This is a genomic window from Pseudomonas campi (genome assembly GCF_013200955.2).
GTDB classification, from domain to species: Bacteria; Pseudomonadota; Gammaproteobacteria; order Pseudomonadales; family Pseudomonadaceae; genus Aquipseudomonas; species Aquipseudomonas campi.
On record NZ_CP053697.2, the window covers coordinates 59211 to 77558 of the forward strand.

General features: G+C 65.8%; 14 protein-coding genes. 5 read left to right on the plus strand and 9 right to left on the minus strand.

The genetic code is table 11. The features are described 5' to 3' along the window. Positions 1 to 75: 75 nt before the first annotated feature. The 3 genes from HNE05_RS00265 to HNE05_RS00275 all read left to right on the plus strand — a co-directional run bounded on the left by HNE05_RS00265 (position 76) and on the right by HNE05_RS00275 (position 3986). Positions 76 to 1680, plus strand: coding sequence for a tetratricopeptide repeat-containing response regulator (locus tag HNE05_RS00265; protein WP_173210912.1), 1605 nt, complete (start codon positions 76 to 78; stop codon positions 1678 to 1680). Next, positions 1677 to 2369 carry a sensor histidine kinase gene (locus HNE05_RS00270; protein ID WP_173210914.1) on the plus strand — a complete coding sequence of 231 codons (693 nt, stop codon included), beginning with the start codon at positions 1677 to 1679 and terminating at the stop codon, positions 2367 to 2369. Before HNE05_RS00265 ends, HNE05_RS00270 begins: the two co-directional genes overlap by 4 nt. A 228-nt stretch (positions 2370 to 2597) precedes the next feature. Beyond that, the gene (locus tag HNE05_RS00275) at positions 2598 to 3986 is read left to right on the plus strand and encodes a pectin acetylesterase-family hydrolase (RefSeq protein WP_173210916.1); all 1389 of its coding nucleotides are present in this window, start codon (positions 2598 to 2600) and stop codon (positions 3984 to 3986) included. A gap of 110 nt (positions 3987 to 4096) precedes the next feature. Here the strand turns inward: HNE05_RS00275 and HNE05_RS00280 are convergent, their stop codons facing one another. The 4 genes from HNE05_RS00280 to HNE05_RS00295 form a co-directional block, all read right to left on the minus strand. Next, entirely contained in the window at positions 4097 to 4747 is a 651-nt protein-coding gene (locus HNE05_RS00280) for a hypothetical protein (RefSeq protein WP_173210918.1), read from the minus strand. A gap of 108 nt (positions 4748 to 4855) precedes the next feature. Then, positions 4856 to 5263: an SMI1/KNR4 family protein gene (locus HNE05_RS00285; protein ID WP_173210920.1), complete on the minus strand. Its 408-nt coding sequence runs from the start codon at positions 5261 to 5263 to the stop codon at positions 4856 to 4858. Positions 5264 to 5505: 242 nt separating this feature from the next. Beyond that, positions 5506 to 7497 (minus strand): PhoX family protein, encoded by a 1992-nt coding sequence (locus tag HNE05_RS00290; protein ID WP_173210922.1) that lies wholly within the window; start codon positions 7495 to 7497, stop codon positions 5506 to 5508. A 207-nt stretch (positions 7498 to 7704) separates the two neighbouring features. After that, entirely contained in the window at positions 7705 to 8544 is an 840-nt protein-coding gene (locus HNE05_RS00295) for a Tim44 domain-containing protein (RefSeq protein ID WP_173210924.1), read from the minus strand. A gap of 304 nt (positions 8545 to 8848) precedes the next feature. Here HNE05_RS00295 and HNE05_RS00300 point away from each other — a divergent pair, with 304 nt between their 5' ends. After that, a complete protein-coding gene (locus HNE05_RS00300) occupies positions 8849 to 9481 on the plus strand; it encodes an FMN-binding negative transcriptional regulator (protein ID WP_173210926.1) in 633 nt (210 codons plus the stop codon). A 214-nt stretch (positions 9482 to 9695) separates the two neighbouring features. On the opposite strand, the gene HNE05_RS00305 is transcribed toward HNE05_RS00300, so the two are convergent. The 3 genes from HNE05_RS00305 to uvrD all read right to left on the minus strand — a co-directional run bounded on the left by HNE05_RS00305 (position 9696) and on the right by uvrD (position 13472). Next, positions 9696 to 10277, minus strand: a complete 582-nt coding sequence (locus tag HNE05_RS00305; RefSeq protein ID WP_173210928.1) for a TetR/AcrR family transcriptional regulator — start codon at positions 10275 to 10277, stop codon at positions 9696 to 9698. A gap of 260 nt (positions 10278 to 10537) precedes the next feature. Next, the gene (locus HNE05_RS00310) at positions 10538 to 11212 is read right to left on the minus strand and encodes an outer membrane protein (RefSeq protein WP_173210930.1); all 675 of its coding nucleotides are present in this window, start codon (positions 11210 to 11212) and stop codon (positions 10538 to 10540) included. 49 nt (positions 11213 to 11261) lie between these two features. Next, positions 11262 to 13472, minus strand: coding sequence for a DNA helicase II (uvrD, locus tag HNE05_RS00315; RefSeq protein ID WP_173210932.1), 2211 nt, complete (start codon positions 13470 to 13472; stop codon positions 11262 to 11264). 185 nt (positions 13473 to 13657) lie between these two features. Here uvrD and HNE05_RS00320 point away from each other — a divergent pair, with 185 nt between their 5' ends. Further along, positions 13658 to 16537: a putative bifunctional diguanylate cyclase/phosphodiesterase gene (locus HNE05_RS00320; RefSeq protein WP_173210934.1), complete on the plus strand. Its 2880-nt coding sequence runs from the start codon at positions 13658 to 13660 to the stop codon at positions 16535 to 16537. Here the strand turns inward: HNE05_RS00320 and trhP are convergent, their stop codons facing one another. Together trhP and HNE05_RS00330 are read right to left on the minus strand one after the other, a co-directional pair. After that, a complete protein-coding gene (gene trhP, locus HNE05_RS00325) occupies positions 16538 to 17863 on the minus strand; it encodes a prephenate-dependent tRNA uridine(34) hydroxylase TrhP (RefSeq protein WP_420826981.1) in 1326 nt (441 codons plus the stop codon). A 129-nt stretch (positions 17864 to 17992) separates the two neighbouring features. Continuing rightward, complete coding sequence (locus HNE05_RS00330; protein WP_173210936.1) at positions 17993 to 18331, minus strand: OmpA/MotB family protein; 339 nt, start codon at positions 18329 to 18331, stop codon at positions 17993 to 17995. Positions 18332 to 18348 lie beyond the last annotated feature (17 nt).

Sequence of the window (18348 nt, forward strand, 5' to 3'; positions counted from 1 at the left end):
TTCTGCGGATCGACAAGGGTGGCATTTCTTGTCTTACACTCAGTCAATCGATTCTCCGGCCCCAAGGATTGCCCGATGGCGGACTACAGCAACACGCGCTTCCTGATCGTCGATGACTTCTCCGACTTCCGCAGCTCGGTCAAGGCCATGCTGCGCGATATCGGCGCCCGCGATGTCGACACCGGCGACCGGGGCGAAGAGACCCTGAGCCTGTGCCGGCAGAAGCGCTACGACATCATCCTGCACGACTACAACCTGGGCACTGGCAAGAATGGCCAGCAGGTGCTCGAGGAGCTGCTCGCCGACAAGCTGATCAGCCACCAGTGCATTTTCGTCATGGTCACCGCCGAGAGCAGCCAGGCCATGGTGCTCAGTGCGCTGGAGCACGAACCGGATGCCTACCTGACCAAGCCGTTCAACCGCGCCAGCCTGACCCAGCGTCTGGACAAGCTGGTGGAACGCAAGGCCGCGCTCAAACCGATCCTGCAGGCGCTCGACAAACAGGATCCGGCCGCCGTGCTGGCCGCCTGCGAGGCCCTGATCCGGGAGGACAAGCGTCTGGTGCCGCTGTGCCAGCGCTACCAGGCCGGTGCCCTGCGCGAGCTGAACCGGCATGCCGAACTGGAGAAGCTGTTGACCGGCATCTTGGCCGACCGCGCCTTGCCCTGGGCCTACCTGGCACTCGGCAGCCTGCTGCAGACCCGCAACGAGCTGGCGCGTGCCCAGGAGTTGTACGAGCAGGCGCTGAAGAACTTCCCCATGTTGCCGGGCCTGTATGACGGCCTGGCCGCGGTCCTTGCCGCTCGCGGCGAGAGCAAGCGCGCCCAGGACATCCTCGAGGACGCGGTGAAATTGTCGCCCCTGGCCATCCGCCGGCAGATGCAGCTGGGCAAGCTGGCGCTGGACAACGAAGACTTCGGCAGCGCTTCCAAGGCTTATCGCCAGGCCGTGGATCAGGGCCGCAACTCGCGTTTCAAGAGTCCGGAAAGCTACCTGGGCATGGCCCAGGCGCTGATCGCCGAATCCGGCGAGGACACCCTCGACAAGCGCGCCCAGGCCGATATCGCCCAGGCCATGGGTGAGCTGGACAAGCACTACGGCGACGACAAGGTGTTACAGGTGCGCGCTACCCTGATGCAGGCCAAGAGCCTGCAGAAATCCGGTGATCCGGTGCGTGCCGCCAAGCTCACCGAGGAAGCCGTGGCAGGCATGGCTGCGCTGCCACAGTTCTTCTCCGCCGATGCGGCGCTGCTGGTGGCCAGCCAGCTGCGCGAGCTGGGTCAGACGGCGGCCAGCAATGACCTGCTGAAAAGCTGCGTGGAAATATACGGCGATGACCCGGCGGTGATGCAGAACGTCGCCAAGCAGACCGATGACCCGCAGATCCTCGCCGGCGGCCAGGAAGCGGTCGACTTCAACCGCCAGGGCGTGCGCGCCTACCAGCTGGGCCGCTTCGGTGATGCCCTGGAGCTGTTTCGCCGGGGCCTGGCGCTGCAGCCGAAGAACATCAGTATCGCCCTCAACACCGCCCAGTCCTTGCTGCGCCTGGGGGGCGACAAAGCAGAGGCGGATCTGCTCGACGAGTGCCGGCGCTGCCTGGATGCGGTGAGCATGATTCCACCCAGCGACCCGCGCTACGAGCGCTACCAGCAACTGCGCCGGCGGGCCTTCGAACAATGAGCGACGTCCACGAAGGTCTGGACTTCTCCACGGTGATCGCCTCCACCGTGCACGACATGAAAAACTCCCTGGCCATGCTGGTTCAGGCCCATGGCCAGTGGCAGGCGCAGGTGCCGGCGGAGCTGGCCCACAACAGTGCACAGGGGGTGATCGAATACGAGTTCGCCCGCCTTAACGGCATGCTGGTGCAGCTGCTCGGCCTGTACAAACTGGGGGTCAACCAGCTGCCGCTGCGCCCGGCCTACCATGAGCTGGAAGACTTCATCGAAGCGCAGCTGGCGCGCTACCAGGAAGTGCTGGATAGCCGTCATATCGTCGCCCGTTGCGAGGTCGAGGACTTCCAGCTGCTGGGCTTCTTCGATCAGGAGCTGCTCGGCTCGGTGGTGGCCAACATCATCACCAACTCCATTCGCTATGCGCGCAGCGCGCTGCTGGTGCGCGCCTGGCAGGAGCCGGGGCACCTGGTGCTGTCGATCTGCGACGACGGCCAGGGCTACCCGCCGGCCATGCTCGCCGGACAATCCAACTACGTCCTCAGCCTCAACCACAGCACCGGCAGCACCGGCCTCGGCCTGTACTTCGCCGGGCGCATCGCCGAACTGCACGAGCGCAATGGCGTGCGCGGACATATCCAGATCAGCAACGGCGGCCCGCTGGGTGGCGGCGAGTTTCGTATTTATCTGCCCTGATGCAGATGGCCGGCGATGGCAGCGCTATCGGGTCAGTTAGCTTCTTTTGCTGCCTCTATCCCGAATCAATATAAGGCTGTTTCTGGCCTTCCTCGCGCTATGTACTAGCGTGCCTCTTGTGCTTTGCGTCCCTGTTCGCCGGCCTGGCCCAGTGGACCACTGCGCAGCATGGAGGCGTCCGGCAGTAGCCCGTGCTCGTACAACAAGAACAAGACGAGGACATGTCCGATGAAGCCATCCTTGCTGGCCTGTTGCAGCTTTGCCCTGTGGTTTGCCCTGGTCACCCCGGCTCACGCCGAGCTGGGCGACTACAGTTTCTGGAAGACCCTGCTCAACCTGACCCTGCCGCCAGCGGCGGACAACAAGGTCACCGCCGAGCAGAGCGTCGGCCCCTACCCGCTGCTGAACAACCCCGGCGGCTTCAATGCCGGCTTCAAACCCAACCTCTACTACGCCTGGCAGACCGTGCAAATGGCGCCGCAAACCGGCGCGGTGTGCGGCAACGGCTCGCCCTACAAGTTCTTCGTTAACCGCGTACCCAATACCAGCAATACCATCATCTATCTGGAGGGTGGCGGCGCCTGCTGGGACTACGCCAGCTGCACCGGGCAGACCGGTATCCGCGGGGCGCGCAATCCCGACGGCATCCCCGACGACTACATGAGCCTGCTCAACCCCGGCGCCAGCCTGGTCAGCCCGCTGGTCGTGCGCCTGCACCCCTGGACGCGGACCAAGCCGCAGAACTGGAACATGATCTACGTGCCCTACTGCACCGGCGACATCTACTCCGGTGACAAGGTGGCGGTGTACGAAGACCCACAGAACCAGAAGCCGCCGCTGGTCTGGCATCACAACGGCCTGCGTAACACCCGTGCGGTGGTGGCCTGGCTGAAGAACAACCTGCAGCGTCCCGCGCAGTTGCTCACCACCGGCTGCAGCGCGGGTGGCGCTGGCAGCCTGACCAACTACGTGGGCATTCGCCAGGACATGGCGCCGACCCGCGGTTTCCTGCTCAACGACTCCGGTCCGGTATTCAGCGCCCCGTTGGGTAGCGACAGCGCGCAGTACCCCTCGCGCCTGCTGCAGGATCATATTCGCGTGGCCTGGGGTTTGAACGACGGCCCTGTGCCCTATCTGCAGAGCCGCCTGCCGGGGCTCAATGCCAGCGACCTGGGCAGCCTGTATCCGGCGTTGGCGAGCAACCTGCCGGGCGACCGCATGGGCCACACCCACTTCTGGAAGGACCTCAACTACTCGTCCTATTCCTATGAGCGCTTCTACCCGGACATCATCAATGCGCCGGACGCTGCCACCAAGGAAGCGCTGATCCATGCCAAGTGGGATGTGGACACCGGCCGCCTGCGCGACCAGCTGGCCAACCTGGACAACTTCGGCGGCTACTTCCCGCAGTTCCGCGCGGTCAACGAGAGCCACTGCACCAGCATCATCGAGTTCGCCAACTCGGACATTCAGGAGCAGAACCTGGAGCTCGACCACTTCGTCAACAACCTGCTCGATGGCAGCGGCGCGGTGCTCTCGGCCTCGGAGAGCAGCGACGCCGCCGACCGGGCCAAGCCGTTTAATCTGCTGTACTACATCCTCGACCAGCTGCTCTGAGAGCCGGCCCACGATCTGCTGCGCGTCGGCCAAAGGGCGTTGGAGGCGACCTCGGCCGTCTCCGCCACCCTCTGTCTCTAGCTCGCGAGATCGTGAGCAGGCTCTAGGCTCTACTGATACGCCTGCTCCCGCGCCTCCTGCAGGCGCTGGCGCAGGTACTGGTCGCGACTCAGACCGTCGGGAATACTGTCCAGCGCGAGCACCTCGTCGACGATGCGCTTCTCCTCGGACTTGTACTGACTGAAGCGGGCATCGGGCACTTTGGCCCGTGCCTCACGCGCCTGGCTTAGCATCTGGTAGCGCGCCAGCAGTTGTTCGGCGTGGGCCTTCTGCGTTTCCTCGTCGCCGCCTTGCACCTGGGCCAGCCCCAACTGCAGCAGCAGGGCTTCGCTCAGCGCCAGCTCGGCGGCCGCTTCACGCTGGTCGATTTGCCTGGCCAGCGCCTCGGCCTGGCGTCGCCGCTGCTCGGCGCTGAGCGCCGCGGCCTCCTGCATGAAACGGCGGTAGTCGGCCATGAACTGCAGGCGCGCCTGGTAGGTCTGCACGGCGGGGGTGTTCAGCAGCGCTTGTGCCGCGCGCGGGTCGACGGCCGCGCCGCTGGCCTCGCCCGGCGCTGGCACTGTTGCCGGCGCACCCGCCGGCGATGCCGCGCTGACGGCTGCCGTATTGCGGTCGGTGCTGGCAAAACCGAGCCACACAGCGCCAGTGACGATGAGGATTGCCAGACCGGCCAGTGTCAGCCGGGAAGTGATGTTGGCCATGGCCGCGAGCCCCTGAGTGCAACGCTTGCCAGTTAAGCCCATGCACCCGGCAGATGCCAGATGGCACTCGACGGGCGCGCAACCCGCCCTCTAGCTTGTGCTATCGCCTCAGCTTTCCAGCCAGACGTCGCGCACCCAGTGCCACACCGAGTCCCAGCTTTCGTCGGTCAGTTCGCCTTCGTCGCCGTCCCACAGCCAGACGGTGCCTTCCACGTCCACCGCGTAGTAGTCGCGGCCGTCCTGGCACAGCGGCACCAAGTCACGCGGCAGGCCGAGGTCCCAGGCCACCGAGGCGACTTCGGGCAGGTAGGTGTGCGACTGCGGGTCGGAGGCGGTCACCGGCTCCAGGCGGCCGTAGACCACGTCGCTGACCTTGAGCAGGTATTCGCGCAGCTCGAAGGGCAGGTGGATCAGAATCTGTTCCTGGATTTCCACCAGGACTTCCTCTTCCGGCAGCTCCAGCGGGACCGGAACCGGCTCGTTGAGTTCACGCAGCTGTTCGATGACTTCTTCCACGGGGCTTCTCCAGGCAGTGCGGCGGTCGGCTAGAGGGTAGCCGACCGGACGCGCGTTTTACCCTGTTGCAGCGCTGAGCGGAAGTAGCCCGGATGCAATCCGGGGATGGCGGGGGCTTCCCGGATTGCATCCGGGCTACGCAGGTCGGAGCGTGCAGGGTTGCCACCCTCTCCCCCGGCCCCTCTCCCATAAATGGGAGAGGGGAGGAAGCGGCATCTACCCGGGGGAGGGTGTCGGGCGGTTTACATCAGCCGTTTGCCATCTTCGCGGCTGATCACCACGGTGGCGGAGCGTGGGCGGCGGCCGGGGCCGTCGGGCCAGGTGCTGAGCAGGTTGTCCGCCGTCGAGCCTTCGCCGGGGTGCTGGATGTTGACGAACAGGGTGCGGAAGTCCGGCGTGGCGCTGATGCCGGTGACTTCGGCGCCGATCGGGCCGACCAGGAAGCGTTTGATCTCGCCCGTGCGCGGGTCGGCCACCAGCATCTGGTTGTTGCCGAACGGGCCGCTGGCCAGTTGGCTGCCGCTCATGTCGGTCTGGATCCACAGGCGGCCGTCCGGGTCGAACCACAGGCCGTCCGGGCTGGCCAGGATGTTGCGCTCATCCAGTGCCGCGCCACTCGGGCCCTGGCTGTCGCCCTGCGGGCCGGCGAGCAGGAAGATGTCCCAGTTGAAGCCCTTGCCGGCGTGGTCGCGGCGGTTTTCGCGCCAGCGAATGATGTGCCCGTAGGGGTTGGCCGCGCGCGGGTTGGCGGGGTCGGCGCTGGTGCGCGAGCTGTTGTTGGTGAGGGTGAAGTACACCTCGCCGTTGTCCGGATTGACCGCGCCCCATTCCGGACGGTCCATCTTGGTGGCGCCGACGATATCGGCGGCCAGGCGGGTATTGATCAGCACTTCGCCCTGGTCGGCGAAGCTCACCCCGGCGGCCGTGCAGGCGGCCTGGAAGGCCGCATCATTGAGGTCCAGGGCCAGCCAGTTGCCGCTGCCGTCGGCATTGAAGCGCGCCACGTACAGAGTGCCTTCGTCGAGCAGGCGACCCGGCTTGCGCAGCCAGGGCAGGTATTTGCCGCGGCTGACGTATTTGTAGATGTATTCGTTCTGCGAGTCGTCGCCGGAGTAGCACACCAGCGGCTTGCCGGCCTGCACCGGGGCGAAGATCAGGCCTTCGTGGGCGAAGCGGCCGAGGGCGCTGTGCTTGACCGGCTGCGAGTCGGGGTCGAAGGGGTCGATCTCGACGATCCAGCCGAAGTGGTTGGGTTCGTTGCGGTAGTCGCCTTCGGCGCTGGCAGCCTTGCGGGTGGCGTCGAAGCGCTGGAATTCGTCGCCGGGCAGGGTGTCCCAACCGAAGCGGCTGGTGGTGCGCAGGCCGTAGCGCTTCAGTTCGCGCGGCAGGTCGGCATCGCGGGTGGCGAAGTAGCCGGCCCAGTTCTCTTCGCAGGTCAGGTAGGTGCCCCAGGGCGTGTAGCCGTTGGCGCAGTTGTTCTGCGTGCCGCGGCTGGCGGTGCCGTCCGGGCTGTGCAGGGTCTTGAGCAGGGCGTGGCCGCGCGCCGGGCCGGCCATCTGCATCGGCGTGGCGGCCGTGATGCGGCGGTTGAGGTAGCCGGGCACCACTTGCCATTCACCACCCTGGCCACGGCGCACTTCGATGATGGTGACGCCGTGGGCGTTGATCTCCTTGCGCACTTCCTCGGCGCTGGTGCGCAGGCCATTGACCGTGGTCGGGCCGTTGGGATGCAGCAGCGGGGCGTCGACGTATTCGTTGTTGAACACCAGCAGGCCGTGGTTGGAGCGTTTGCCGGCACCGCGCTGGGCGTCGGCCGGGAAGAAGTGCATGCCGTCGTGGTGCATGCCGACCTGTTCAGCCTGATCTTGGGCGCTGTTGCTGGCGTCTTCGAGGAAGGCCGGGAAGCGCCCGCTGATCGGCGTGCCCCAGGGCACGAACACGCTGGCGCGATAGCCGGCGGGTACGGTGATGGCGTCGGCGCGGCCGATAGCGACGGCGTCGAAGGGCAGGCGGTTGCGCTTCTTCAATGCCACGCTTTTGCCCGCCTGTTCGGCCGCTTCCACCGCTTGCGGCAGCACGCCGAGAAAGCCCAGGGCGCCGACCGCGCTGGCACCGGCGATGATCTGCCGCCGCCGCTGGTCGATCAGCTCGTTCAGGTGCGGGTTGTGGGAGTGGTTGCTGGGGAGCTCATCGCCATTGCCAAACAGCACGTTGTTCTGATCATCACGGTTCACGGTGCGTTTCCTTCTGCAGAGGGTTCGACGGAACCATGACGCTATCGAGGGAAGGCGACGGGAGCGTGACGCTTGTATGGCGAGTTGGTGGCGTGTGCGCGGGTTAACCTTTTGCCGGAGGGCTCGGGCGGCACCCTACGGGCTCGATGCTGGTGCGCGGGCATAAAAAAACCCGGGCCTGGCCCGGGTTTCTCATAGTGCTGTGGATCAGCCGTTCTGGCGGATACCGGCGACCAGCCAGGGCTGGTTTTCGCCGTTGGCCCGCTCCATGCGCCAGCTTTCGCTGAACGCTTCGCCCTGGTCGAAGCGCGAGGTCTTGGCCGTGCCACGGAAGGTCAGGGTGGCGACGGTCTTGTCGGCCAGTTCGTCGATACCGTCGAGCTGGGCGTCGAGGTCGTCGATGTAGGTGGACTGGAAGCCATCACCCAGGCTGGCGCGCTCTTCCGTGAGGAAGCTGAGCATCTGCGGGGTGACGAATTCGCCGATCTTGTCCATCTCGCCGGCGTCCCAGTGTTGCTGCAGGGACAGGAAGTGCTCACGGCCGGCGGCGATGAAGCGCTGCTCGTCGAACCAGGCCGGCGCATTGATCACCGGGCGGGCTGCTGCGCTGCCACCGAACACCGGCGCCTGCTGCGGCATCTGCCGCTGCATGCCACCAGCCATGGCCGGCTGCGCCTGGGCCCGACGGCGCGAGGCGATCAGGCGGAAGATGACGAAGGCGACCAGGCCGAGCAGGAGGATGTCGAGGAACTGGATGCCTTCGAAGCCGTCGCCCATGAACATCGAGGCGAGCAGGCCACCGGCGGCGATCCCGGCCAGCGGGCCGAGCCAGCGCGAAGCACCGCTGGCGGCGGGTGCGGCACGCCCGGCAGTGGCGGCAGCGCCGGTGGCGCCCGCAGGTGCGGCGGCTGGCGCATCGGCCTGGCGGGTCTGGTGGGTCGGCGCGGAGCCGAAGGACTTGCCGCTACCCATGCGCTTGGCACTGGCGTCGAGGCTGAGAGTCAGGCCCAGGCACAGAGCCAGGGCGATGCTGAGAAAGCGCTGCATGAAGGTATCCCGGTTAATGAGGTGGTACGCGCGCCATCCTGCCCAGTCCGGCGGGCAAAGGCCAGCCCAGTGTGTTTCCGGATTTATGTACAACTGTGTCTGTTCGCGCCGCCGGCCGTGCGGTACATCTGTGCTTTGCGCGTATAGAACCTGTTTACGATCTTCTGAATTAGAGCCAGACAAGGCAAAAACGACCGAGGAAGCGCAGTTTACGAGCTGTAAATGAGCATTCCGAGGCCGTTTTTAACGCGGCATGGCCGCGAGTCAGGAGATCGTAAACAGGTTCTTAGAACGAGGTGTCTGCATGTATATCCCCAAAGCGTTTGCCGTCAGCGAGCTGGCCGAATTGCACGGTTTGATCGAGCACAGTGGCGTGGCCACGCTGGTCTGCCAGGGCGAGCAGGGCCTGCAGGCCAGCCATCTGCCGCTGCTGCTGGTGCCCGGCGAAGGCGAGTTCGGCACCCTGTACGGTCACTTTGCCCGGGCCAACCCGCAATGGCGTGCCCTGGCTGACGGGGCCGAGGTGCTGGTGGTGTTCCAAGGCGCCGAGGCCTATGTCAGCCCGAGCTTCTACCCGGCCAAGGCCGAGCACGGCAAGGTGGTGCCGACCTGGAACTACCAGGCGGTGCATGCCCATGGCCGCGCCGCGGTGTTCGACGAGCGCGAGCGCTTGCTGGCGCTGGTCAGCGCGCTGAGCGACAAGCACGAGCAGCGCCGCGCACGGCCGTGGGCGGTGAGCGATGCGCCGGCCGACTATATCGACAGCATGCTGCGCGCCATCGTCGGCTTCGCCCTGCCGATCAGCCGCATCGAGGGCAGCTTCAAGCTCAGCCAGAACAAGAGCGCCGCCGACTTCGCCGGGGTGCGCGACGGCTTGGCCGCGTCGGCGCACGAGGGCGAGCGACAGCTGGCGGCGCGTATGGCGCAGCTGCCTTAGAGCTTGTCTCGGCTCTCGGAAGCGCCCCTCGCCCACTTGTGGGAATGGGGCTTTGGCTCACTCACCCTCTCCCCAGCCCTCGGCTTTGGCTTCCTGCGTCGCTCTACCTCCTGCGTCCATGCAGTCGTCTCCCGTGCACGGGAGAGGGAGCCAAAGCGGTCCGTGCCTGCTCTACACGCTGTGTGGCAATCTGCAAAAAATCCTGAACGGGTTCTCAGGGCTGTCGTAACAGCCAGCGCAAGGCCGGGCGGCGCAACTGGCGACGCAGCAGGGCGCGCACTTCGGCCTCGCCCTCCGCGGGGTGGCGCAGCCAGTGCACGAAGGTGCGCAGGTAGACGGCAGTCAGCAGGCTTTCTTCGGCGATACGAGAGAGGTGCAGGTTCTGCCGCAGCGCGGCCTCACGCCACCACTGCACGGTGCGGCTGATGCGCAGCAGGCCGCCGAGCTGCAGGTGCAGATGCCCTGGCTCGAGCTTGTACAGCAGCATCTGCCCGGTCACCGCGCGGTGCGTGGCGAGGCTGGCCAGCCAGGCTATCAGCAGTTCCTCCAGGCGTTTTTCCGCGCTCAGACCGGGCAGGTCGGCAGCTTTGGCGCGAGTCAGCAGGGCCTGGTCGGCGCGATCGAACCAGGCTTCGACCAGGTCGTCCTTCTGTTGGTAGTGGCGGGCGATAGCGGCCAGGTCGCTGTCCAGCTCGGCGGCGACCTCATGCAGGTGCAGGCGCTCCCAGCCGCAGCGGTCGGCCAAGTGCAGGGCGCAGTCGAGAATCTTGTCGGCGGATGGATCGCTACGGGGCATGGCTTCACCTCCGCTCAGCAGTATGGTGGCTGAGCAGGGGGAGAGCGGGGGAGGCGACGGGTGGGGCGCCACAGCGGGCGCTGCCACCCAGGCAGCTAGGGCCTGGGTGGGCTTTGCTTAGAGCCTGTTCACGATCTTTTGGACTAGGGCCAGACAAGGCAAAAACAGGCGAGGAAGCGGAGTTTACGAGCTGTAAATGAGCATTCCGAGCCTGTTTTTAACGCGGTATGGCCGACGGACAAGAGATCGTGGACAGGTTCTTAGAAGTGGTAGGCGGCGCCCAGGCGCAGGCTCTGCTCGGTCAGGCGCTGCTTGTATTCTTCGCTCCACATGTCGACGTCGATGCCCTCTTGCGTACCGAAATCCGCGTAGCGGTATTCGAGGCGTGCAGAGAAGGCATCGTTCAGCAGGTATTCGGCACCAGCACCGACGGTCCAGCCAGCCTGGCCATTGGTTTGGGATTCACTGCGGCCGAGGAACTGGTTGTCCTCCCACTCGCGCTCGACACTGGCATAGGCATAGCCCGCCGTGGCGAACAGCAAGAGGTCCGGGGTGGGCAGGTAGCCGAGGCGGCCGCGCAGGGAACCGGAGGACTTGATCTCGCTGGTGTTGCGATAGTTGGTGTCGGTGACGCCATTGAACTCTTGATAGTCGGAGTCGGCGCCATCGATGCGGCCTTCGTAATCCGCTTCCACACCGACCAGCCAGTTGTGCTGCAGGGGCCAGTTGTAGCCGCCCAGCACGCCGATTTGCGCGCCCATGGGGTTGGTTTCCTGGGTCCAGCCGGTTTTCTGGTTATTGAACTGGCTGTAGCTGGTGCCTTCATCTTCGGCCCAGGCATAACCGCTATAGAGGCCTACGTAGCCGCCTTCGAAACCGGCAGCCAGGGTGGGTAACGGGGCCAGCAGGGTGGCCAGGAGCAGAGCGCGTTTCATCGATGTAATCCTTGTTCTTATAGGTGTGTGGATGTGTTTGAGCCTGGGTCTAGAGCGCTTCCAGCTTGGCGTAGCCGAGCATCAGCCACTTGCTGCCTTCGGCCTCGAAGTTGACCTGCACCCGCGCCTGGGCGCCGCTGCCTTCGAAATTGAGAATCACCCCATCGCCGAACAGCGCGTGGCGCACGTGCTGGCCGAGGCGGAAGCCGGTGTCCGGCACCTCGGCGTTGGCGAACATGCTCATGCTGTTGGTGGCGCTGCTGCTGGAACTGCCGCTGCCGTAGGGACGGCTGACGCTGTTGGACAGGCGCACTTCCTGGATCAGCGCTGGCGGAATCTCGCGGACGAAGCGCGACACCTTGTTGTAGGTCTCGCTGCCGTACAGACGGCGGGTCTCGGCGTAGGTCAGCACCAGGTGCTGCATGGCGCGGGTCACGCCGACATAGGCCAGGCGGCGCTCTTCCTCGAGACGGCCAGGCTCCTCCAGGCTCATCTTGTGCGGGAACAGGCCTTCCTCCATGCCGACCAGGAAGACCATGGGGAATTCCAGGCCCTTGGCGCTGTGCAGGGTCATCAGCTGGATGCTTTCTTCGTGCTCGTCGGCCTGGGTGTCGCCGGCCTCAAGCGAGGCGTGGGTGAGGAAGGCCGCCAGCGGGGTCATCTCCTCTTCCTCGTTGTTCTCGAAGTTGCGTGCGGCGCTGACCAGTTCCTCGAGGTTTTCCACCCGCGCCTGGGCTTTCTCGCCTTTCTCGGCCTTGTGCCAGGCGATCAGCCCGCTCTGCTCGATGACCGTCTGCGCCATCAGGTGCAGCGGCATATCCAGCACTTTCGCGGCCAAATTCTCGATCAGCTCGACGAAGGCGGCCAGGGCACCGGCGGCGCGACCGGGCAGGGCCTTGTTGGCGATCAGCTGCTGCATCGCCGCCCACATCGACAAGTCGCTGTGGCGCGCGTGCTCGCGGATCGCCTCGATGGTCTTCTCGCCGACGCCACGGGTCGGCACGTTGATCACCCGCTCCAGCGCGGCGTCGTTGTGCCGGCCGTCAAGCAGGCGCAGGTAGGCCACCGCGTTCTTGATCTCGGCGCGCTCGAAGAAGCGCTGGCCGCCGTAGATGCGGTAGGGAATCTTCTCGCGCAGCAGGGCTTCTTCGAGCACCCGTGACTGGGCGTTGGAGCGGTAGAGGATGGCGATTTCGCTGCGCGACAGGCCGGTCTTCAGCGCCCGCTCGATGCTTTCCACCACGTAGCGCGCTTCGTCGTGTTCGTTGAAGGCGGCATACAGGCACAGCGGCTCGCCGTCGTCGCCGTCGGTCCACAGCTCCTTGCCCAGGCGGCCGTTGTTGTTGGCGATCAGGGCGTTGGCGGCCTTGAGGATGCCGGCGGTGGAGCGGTAGTTCTGCTCCAGGCGGATCATCTGCGCGTCGGCAAAGTCGCTGCTGTACTGCTGGATGTTCTCGATCTTGGCGCCGCGCCAGCCGTAGATCGACTGGTCATCGTCGCCCACCACCATCAAGCTCTCGCCGCCCTTGGCGAGGAAGCGCAGCCAGGCGTACTGCACGGCGTTGGTGTCCTGGAACTCGTCGACCAGGATGTGCTTGAAGCGCTGCTGGTAATGCGCCAGCAGGCCCGGGTTATCCCGCCACAGGTCGAGGGCGCGCAGCAGCAGCTCGGCGAAGTCGATCACCCCGGTGCGCGCGCAGGCCGCTTCGTAGGCCTCGTAGATCTTCAGCATGGTGGCGAGGAACAGATCGCCGCCGGCCTGGATGTTCTTCGGCCGCAGGCCTTCGTCCTTCTGCCCGTTGATGAACCACTGGGCCTGCTTGGCCGGCCAGCGTTGTTCATCCAGGCCCAGCTCGCGGATCACCCGCTTGACCAGGCGCTGCTGGTCGTCGGAATCGAGGATCTGGAAATTCTCGGCCAGCCCGGCTTCCTGCCAGTGCGCACGCAGGATGCGGTGCGCCAGGCCGTGGAAGGTGCCGACCCACATGCCGTTGGGGTTGAGCCCCAGCATCTGCTCGATGCGCTGGCGCATCTCGGCCGCGGCCTTGTTGGTGAAGGTCACCGACAGGATGCTGTAGGGCGAGGCGTTGACGATCTGGATCAGCCAGGCGATGCGGTGCACCAGCACGCGGGTCTTGCCCGAGCCGGCGCCGGCCAGCACCAGCTGGCGACCGAGCGGGGCGGCCACGGCCTGGCACTGCGCATCGTTGAGGGAAGCGAGAAGAAGTTCTGGGTCGAAACGGGCGGGATCATTTTGCATCGCGGCATTCTACGGGCCGGGGTGGGGGGCGGCAAACCGTGACCGCCGAGAGGGCAATAGTCAGTGAACAACTGTCCGCCATTGATCGATGCGGGCTGTTAAAAAGCCACTATCAGGCTTGGGCAGGCGCTCTAGCTCGGGTATGCTCGGGAAAAGTCGGGCACACCATTACAAGAAAATCGCCTATGACCACCCCGGTAACACCCACGGCGGCGCCTGTGTCGCCGCTTGATTCGCGCGCCATTCGTCAGCAGTTCGCCACCGAGATAGCGGTCGAGCGAACCCGCCTGCTCTATCAAGGTTCCCAGGTTCCCACCCTGTTCATGCTGCTCAACGGCCTGGCGTGTGCCGCGTTGCTGTGGGGCGGGGAGCAGAGCCTGCTGCTCGGTGGCTGGCTGATCTGGCTGGTGCTGCTGGCGGTAATGCGGCTGATCCAGATGGCGGCCTTCAACGCGGCCCTGCCGTCGCGCCAGGCCAGCCCGCAGTGGCGGTGCATGTTTCTGCTGGGGGCCGGGCTGTCCGGGCTGACTCTGGCTTTTGCGGCGGTGTATCTGGTGCCGCCCGATCGCTTCATGCTGCAGGCGCTGGTCTATGGCCTGATCGCCGCCGCTATCTTGTCTGCCAGCGTGGCCTATGCGGTCAGCCGCGCAGCTTTTCTGGTATTTGCCCTGCCGTGCCTGGTGCCGCCCATCATTTCTCTGTTGCTCAGTGACAGCAGCCGCCAGCAAGGCTGGGGCATGCTCGGCCTGATCCTACTGCTGAGCCTCGGCGTGGTGGCCTGGCAGGTCAATCGCCTGGTCCTGCGCAGCCTGCTGCAGCGCTTCCAGAACCAGGTGCTGATCAGCGGCCTGGAACATGCGCGGGAAAGCGCCGAAGGGCTGAACCAGGAACTGGCGCGCGAGGTGGAACAGCGCCGCCGCGCCGAGCGCGAGCTGCGCAAGGCCCACGACGAGCTGGAAATCCGCGTGGCCCAGCGCACCCTGGAGCTGGACGATGCCAGCCATGCCCTGGGCAAGAGCGAAGCGCGCCTGGGCCTGGCCCTGGAGGCCAGCGAACTGGGCCTGTGGGACTGGAACCTGCAGACCGACGAGGTGCACCACAGTCACCTGGAAAGCATCTTCGGCATCAGTCAGGATGAGGTGAAAGGCGTGCTCAGCCACCTCAAACCGCGCCTGCACCCGGACGACCTGCCGTTGCTGCGCCGGGCCCTGGTCGAACACCTCAAGGGCCGCACCGACGGCTATACCGTTGAATACCGCGTGCGCCATGCCGATGGTCGCTGGCGCTGGGTCGAGGACCGCGGCCGTGCGGTGGAGCGCGATGCGCAGGGCCAGGTGCTGCGCATGCTCGGCACCCGCCGCGACATCACCGGGCGCAAGCAGCGCGAAGAACAGCAGCGCCTGGCGGCCACGGTATTCGAGGCGGCCAGCGAGGGCATCGTGATTCTCGATGCCGACTACCTGCTGCTGTCGGTCAACGAAGCCTTCAGCCAGGTCACCGGCTACCGCAAGGAAGAAGTGCTCGGGCGCAGCGTGGCGACCCTGATCAGCAGCCGCGAGACCCGCCGCCACTACCACCTGATCCGCCAGGACCTGGAGCAGCATGGCAGCTGGCGCGGCGAGCTGGTGGAGACGCGCAAGAACGGCGAGCTGTACCCGCAGTGGCTGCAGCTCAATGTGGTGCGCGATGCGCGCGGCCAGGTCAGCCATATCGTCGGTTTCTTCTCCGACCTGTCGTCGCGCCGGCAGACCGAGGAGCGCCTGCGCTACCTGTCGCACTACGACGAGCTGACCGGGCTGGCCAACCGCACGCTGTTCCGCGAGCGCCTGCACGAGGCGGGCGAAGCCTCGCGGCAGCATGGCCGCGGCCTGGCCCTGCTGCATATCGACCTGGACCGCTTCAAGCTGCTCAACGACAGCCTCGGCCATGAAGTCGCCGACCAGTTGCTGCGGCAGATGGCGCGGCGCCTGACCCAGGCGGCGTCGGAGGCCAACACCATTGCGCGGCTGTCCGGCGACGAATTCGCCATTCTCCTCGACGACTACGGCAGCCTCTCGGCCCTGGCGCGCACCGCCAGCCGCCTGCTCGGCAAGCTGCGCACGCCGATGGATGTCGGCGGTCACGAACTGGTGATCAGTGCCTCCATCGGCATCAGCCTGCTGCCGGACAACGCGCGGGAAATCTCCGCGCTGATCAGCCAGGCCAACATGGCCATGCAGCACGCCAAACACCTGGGCGGCAACACCTTCCAGTTCTACACCGACAACCTGCAGGCCTGCACCCTGGAGCGTCTGCAGCTGGAGAACCAGCTGCGCAAGGGCATCCAGGAAGGCCAGCTGGAAGTGTTCTACCAGCCCAAGCTGTGCCTGGCCGACGACAGCCTGAATGCCGCCGAAGCCCTGGTGCGCTGGCGCCACCCGGAGCTGGGCCTGGTGCCGCCGGGGGACTTCATCCCGCTGGCCGAGGAAACCGGGCTGATCGCCCCGCTCGGCGAGTTCGTCCTGCGTCAGGCCTGCCGCCAGGCCCGTGAATGGCAGGCGCAGGGGCTGGTCGAGCTGCGCGTGTCGGTCAACCTGTCGGTGCACCAGCTGCGCCAGGGCAACCTGGTCAACCTGGTGCGCCAGGTGCTCGACGAGACCGACCTGGCGGCCCATATGCTGGAGCTGGAACTGACCGAGAGCCACCTGCTGGACAACGTCGAGAACGTCATCACCACCTTCCAGCAGCTGCGCGACCTGGGCGTCAAACTGGCGATCGATGACTTCGGCACCGGCTATTCCTCGCTCAGCTACCTCAAGCGCTTCCCGGTGGACTACGTGAAGATCGACCAGACCTTCATCCGCGACCTGTCGGTGGGCGGTGAGGATGCGGCGATCACCCGCGCGATCATCGCCATGGCCCACAGCCTGGACCTGAAAGTGGTGGCCGAAGGGGTGGAAACCCAGGCGCAGATGGACTTCCTCAAGGCCCAGCGCTGCGACGAGCTGCAGGGCTTCCTGATCAGCCCGCCGCTGCCGGCCGAGCAGTTCGCCGAGCTGCTGCGCAGCCATGCCGAGATGGGCTGATTAGTCGAGGTAACGCATCAACAGGGCATAACGCGGATCGATATCTGCCGGCAGCTCTAGATAAAGGGTATGGCCGTCGCCGGGCGCCACGCGGGTGGCCTCGCCAGTGCCTGTGTACAGCGCCTGCAGGGTGAAGCTGTGGTTGCCGCGCGGCGTCATCAGCTGCAGGCGATCACCGACGCTGAAGCGGTTCTTCACCTTGACCTCGACCCGCTCACCGCGGCGCTCGCCGGTCAGCTCGCCAACGAACTGCTGGCGCTCGGAGAACGAGTTGCCGCGCTGGTAGTTCTGGTACTCGTCATGCACGTGGCGGCGCAGAAAACCCTCGGTGTAGCCGCGGTTGGCCAGCGACTCCAGATCATCCATCAGGGCGCGCTCGAACGGTCGCCCGGCCAGCGCGTCGTCGATCGCTTGGCGGTACACCTGGGCGGTGCGCGCCACATAGTAGTGGCTCTTGGTGCGGCCCTCGATCTTCAGCGAATGCACACCCAGCTGCACCAGGCGCTCGACGTGCTGCACGGCGCGCAGGTCCTTGGAGTTCATGATGTAGGTGCCGTGCTCGTCCTCGAAGGCCTCCATCAGCTCGCCGGGGCGGCTGCTGTCTTCGAGCAGGAACAGCCGTTCGGTACTCGTGCCTTCCCCCAGGGTTGGCGCGGCGGGGCTGCACTGGCGCACGATCTCGCCGAGCTCGTTCTGCTCGCCCTCGTGGGCCTGGTACTGCCAGCGGCAGGCATTGGTGCAGCTGCCCTGGTTGGGGTCGCGCTTGTTGATGTAGCCGGACAACAGGCAGCGCCCGGAATAGGCCATGCACAGCGCGCCGTGGACGAACACCTCCAGCTGCATGCCGGGCACCTGCTGACGGATCTCGCCGATCTCCTCCAGCGACAGCTCGCGCGAGAGGATCACCCGGCTCAGCCCCTGGCGGCGCCAGAACTCCACACTGGCCCAGTTCACCGCATTGGCCTGCACCGACAGGTGGATCGGCATCTGCGGGAAGTGCTCGCGCACCAGCATGATCAGCCCCGGATCGGACATGATCAGCGCATCCGGCCCCATCGCCACCACCGGCTCCAGGTCCTTGAGGAAGGTCTTCAGCTTGGCGTTATGCGGCGCAATATTGACCACCACATAGAACTGCTTGCCCTGGGTATGGGCCTCATTGATGCCGATGGCCAGGTTGGCGTGGTCGAACTCGTTGTTGCGCACGCGCAGGCTGTAGCGCGGCTGGCCGGCATACACCGCATCGGCGCCATAGGCGAAGGCATAACGCATGGCCTTGAGGGTGCCGGCGGGGCAGAGCAGTTCGGGTTTGGCAAAGGTGGGCATGGCGGTAATCGGCGGCTGTTCAAACGGCCGTCGATTCTAGGGAGGAGTGAGGCGCTGGGTATTGATGTGGGTCTATGAGTGGCGGCGTATCAGCCGTTACGAGGCGGTTCAAGCGCACCACGGCCAGTCCTAGGTGTTCGGTGATCCGCCTGCTTTGCGCGGTTTGGCACAGGCCTCAGGAGCGGCTTTCTCCAGTATCAGCTCCACCTGGTGATTGTGTGCGCGGCCTTCGGCGGTCTGGTTGCTGGCCAGCGGCAGGGTGTCCGCATGGCCCAGGGTGCTGAGGCGCTTGCTGGAGATGCCGTTGGCTTCCAGATAGCGCACTACGCTACCGGTCCGGGCACTGGAGAGTCCCCAGTTGGAGGGATAGAGCAGGCGGCGAATGGGCCGGTTGTCGGTGTGCCCGGCGATGGTGATGCGGTGCGCGCCGCTGTGCCGCACGGGCAACAGTTGGTGCAGCACGGCCATGGAATAAAGCCCCCGCC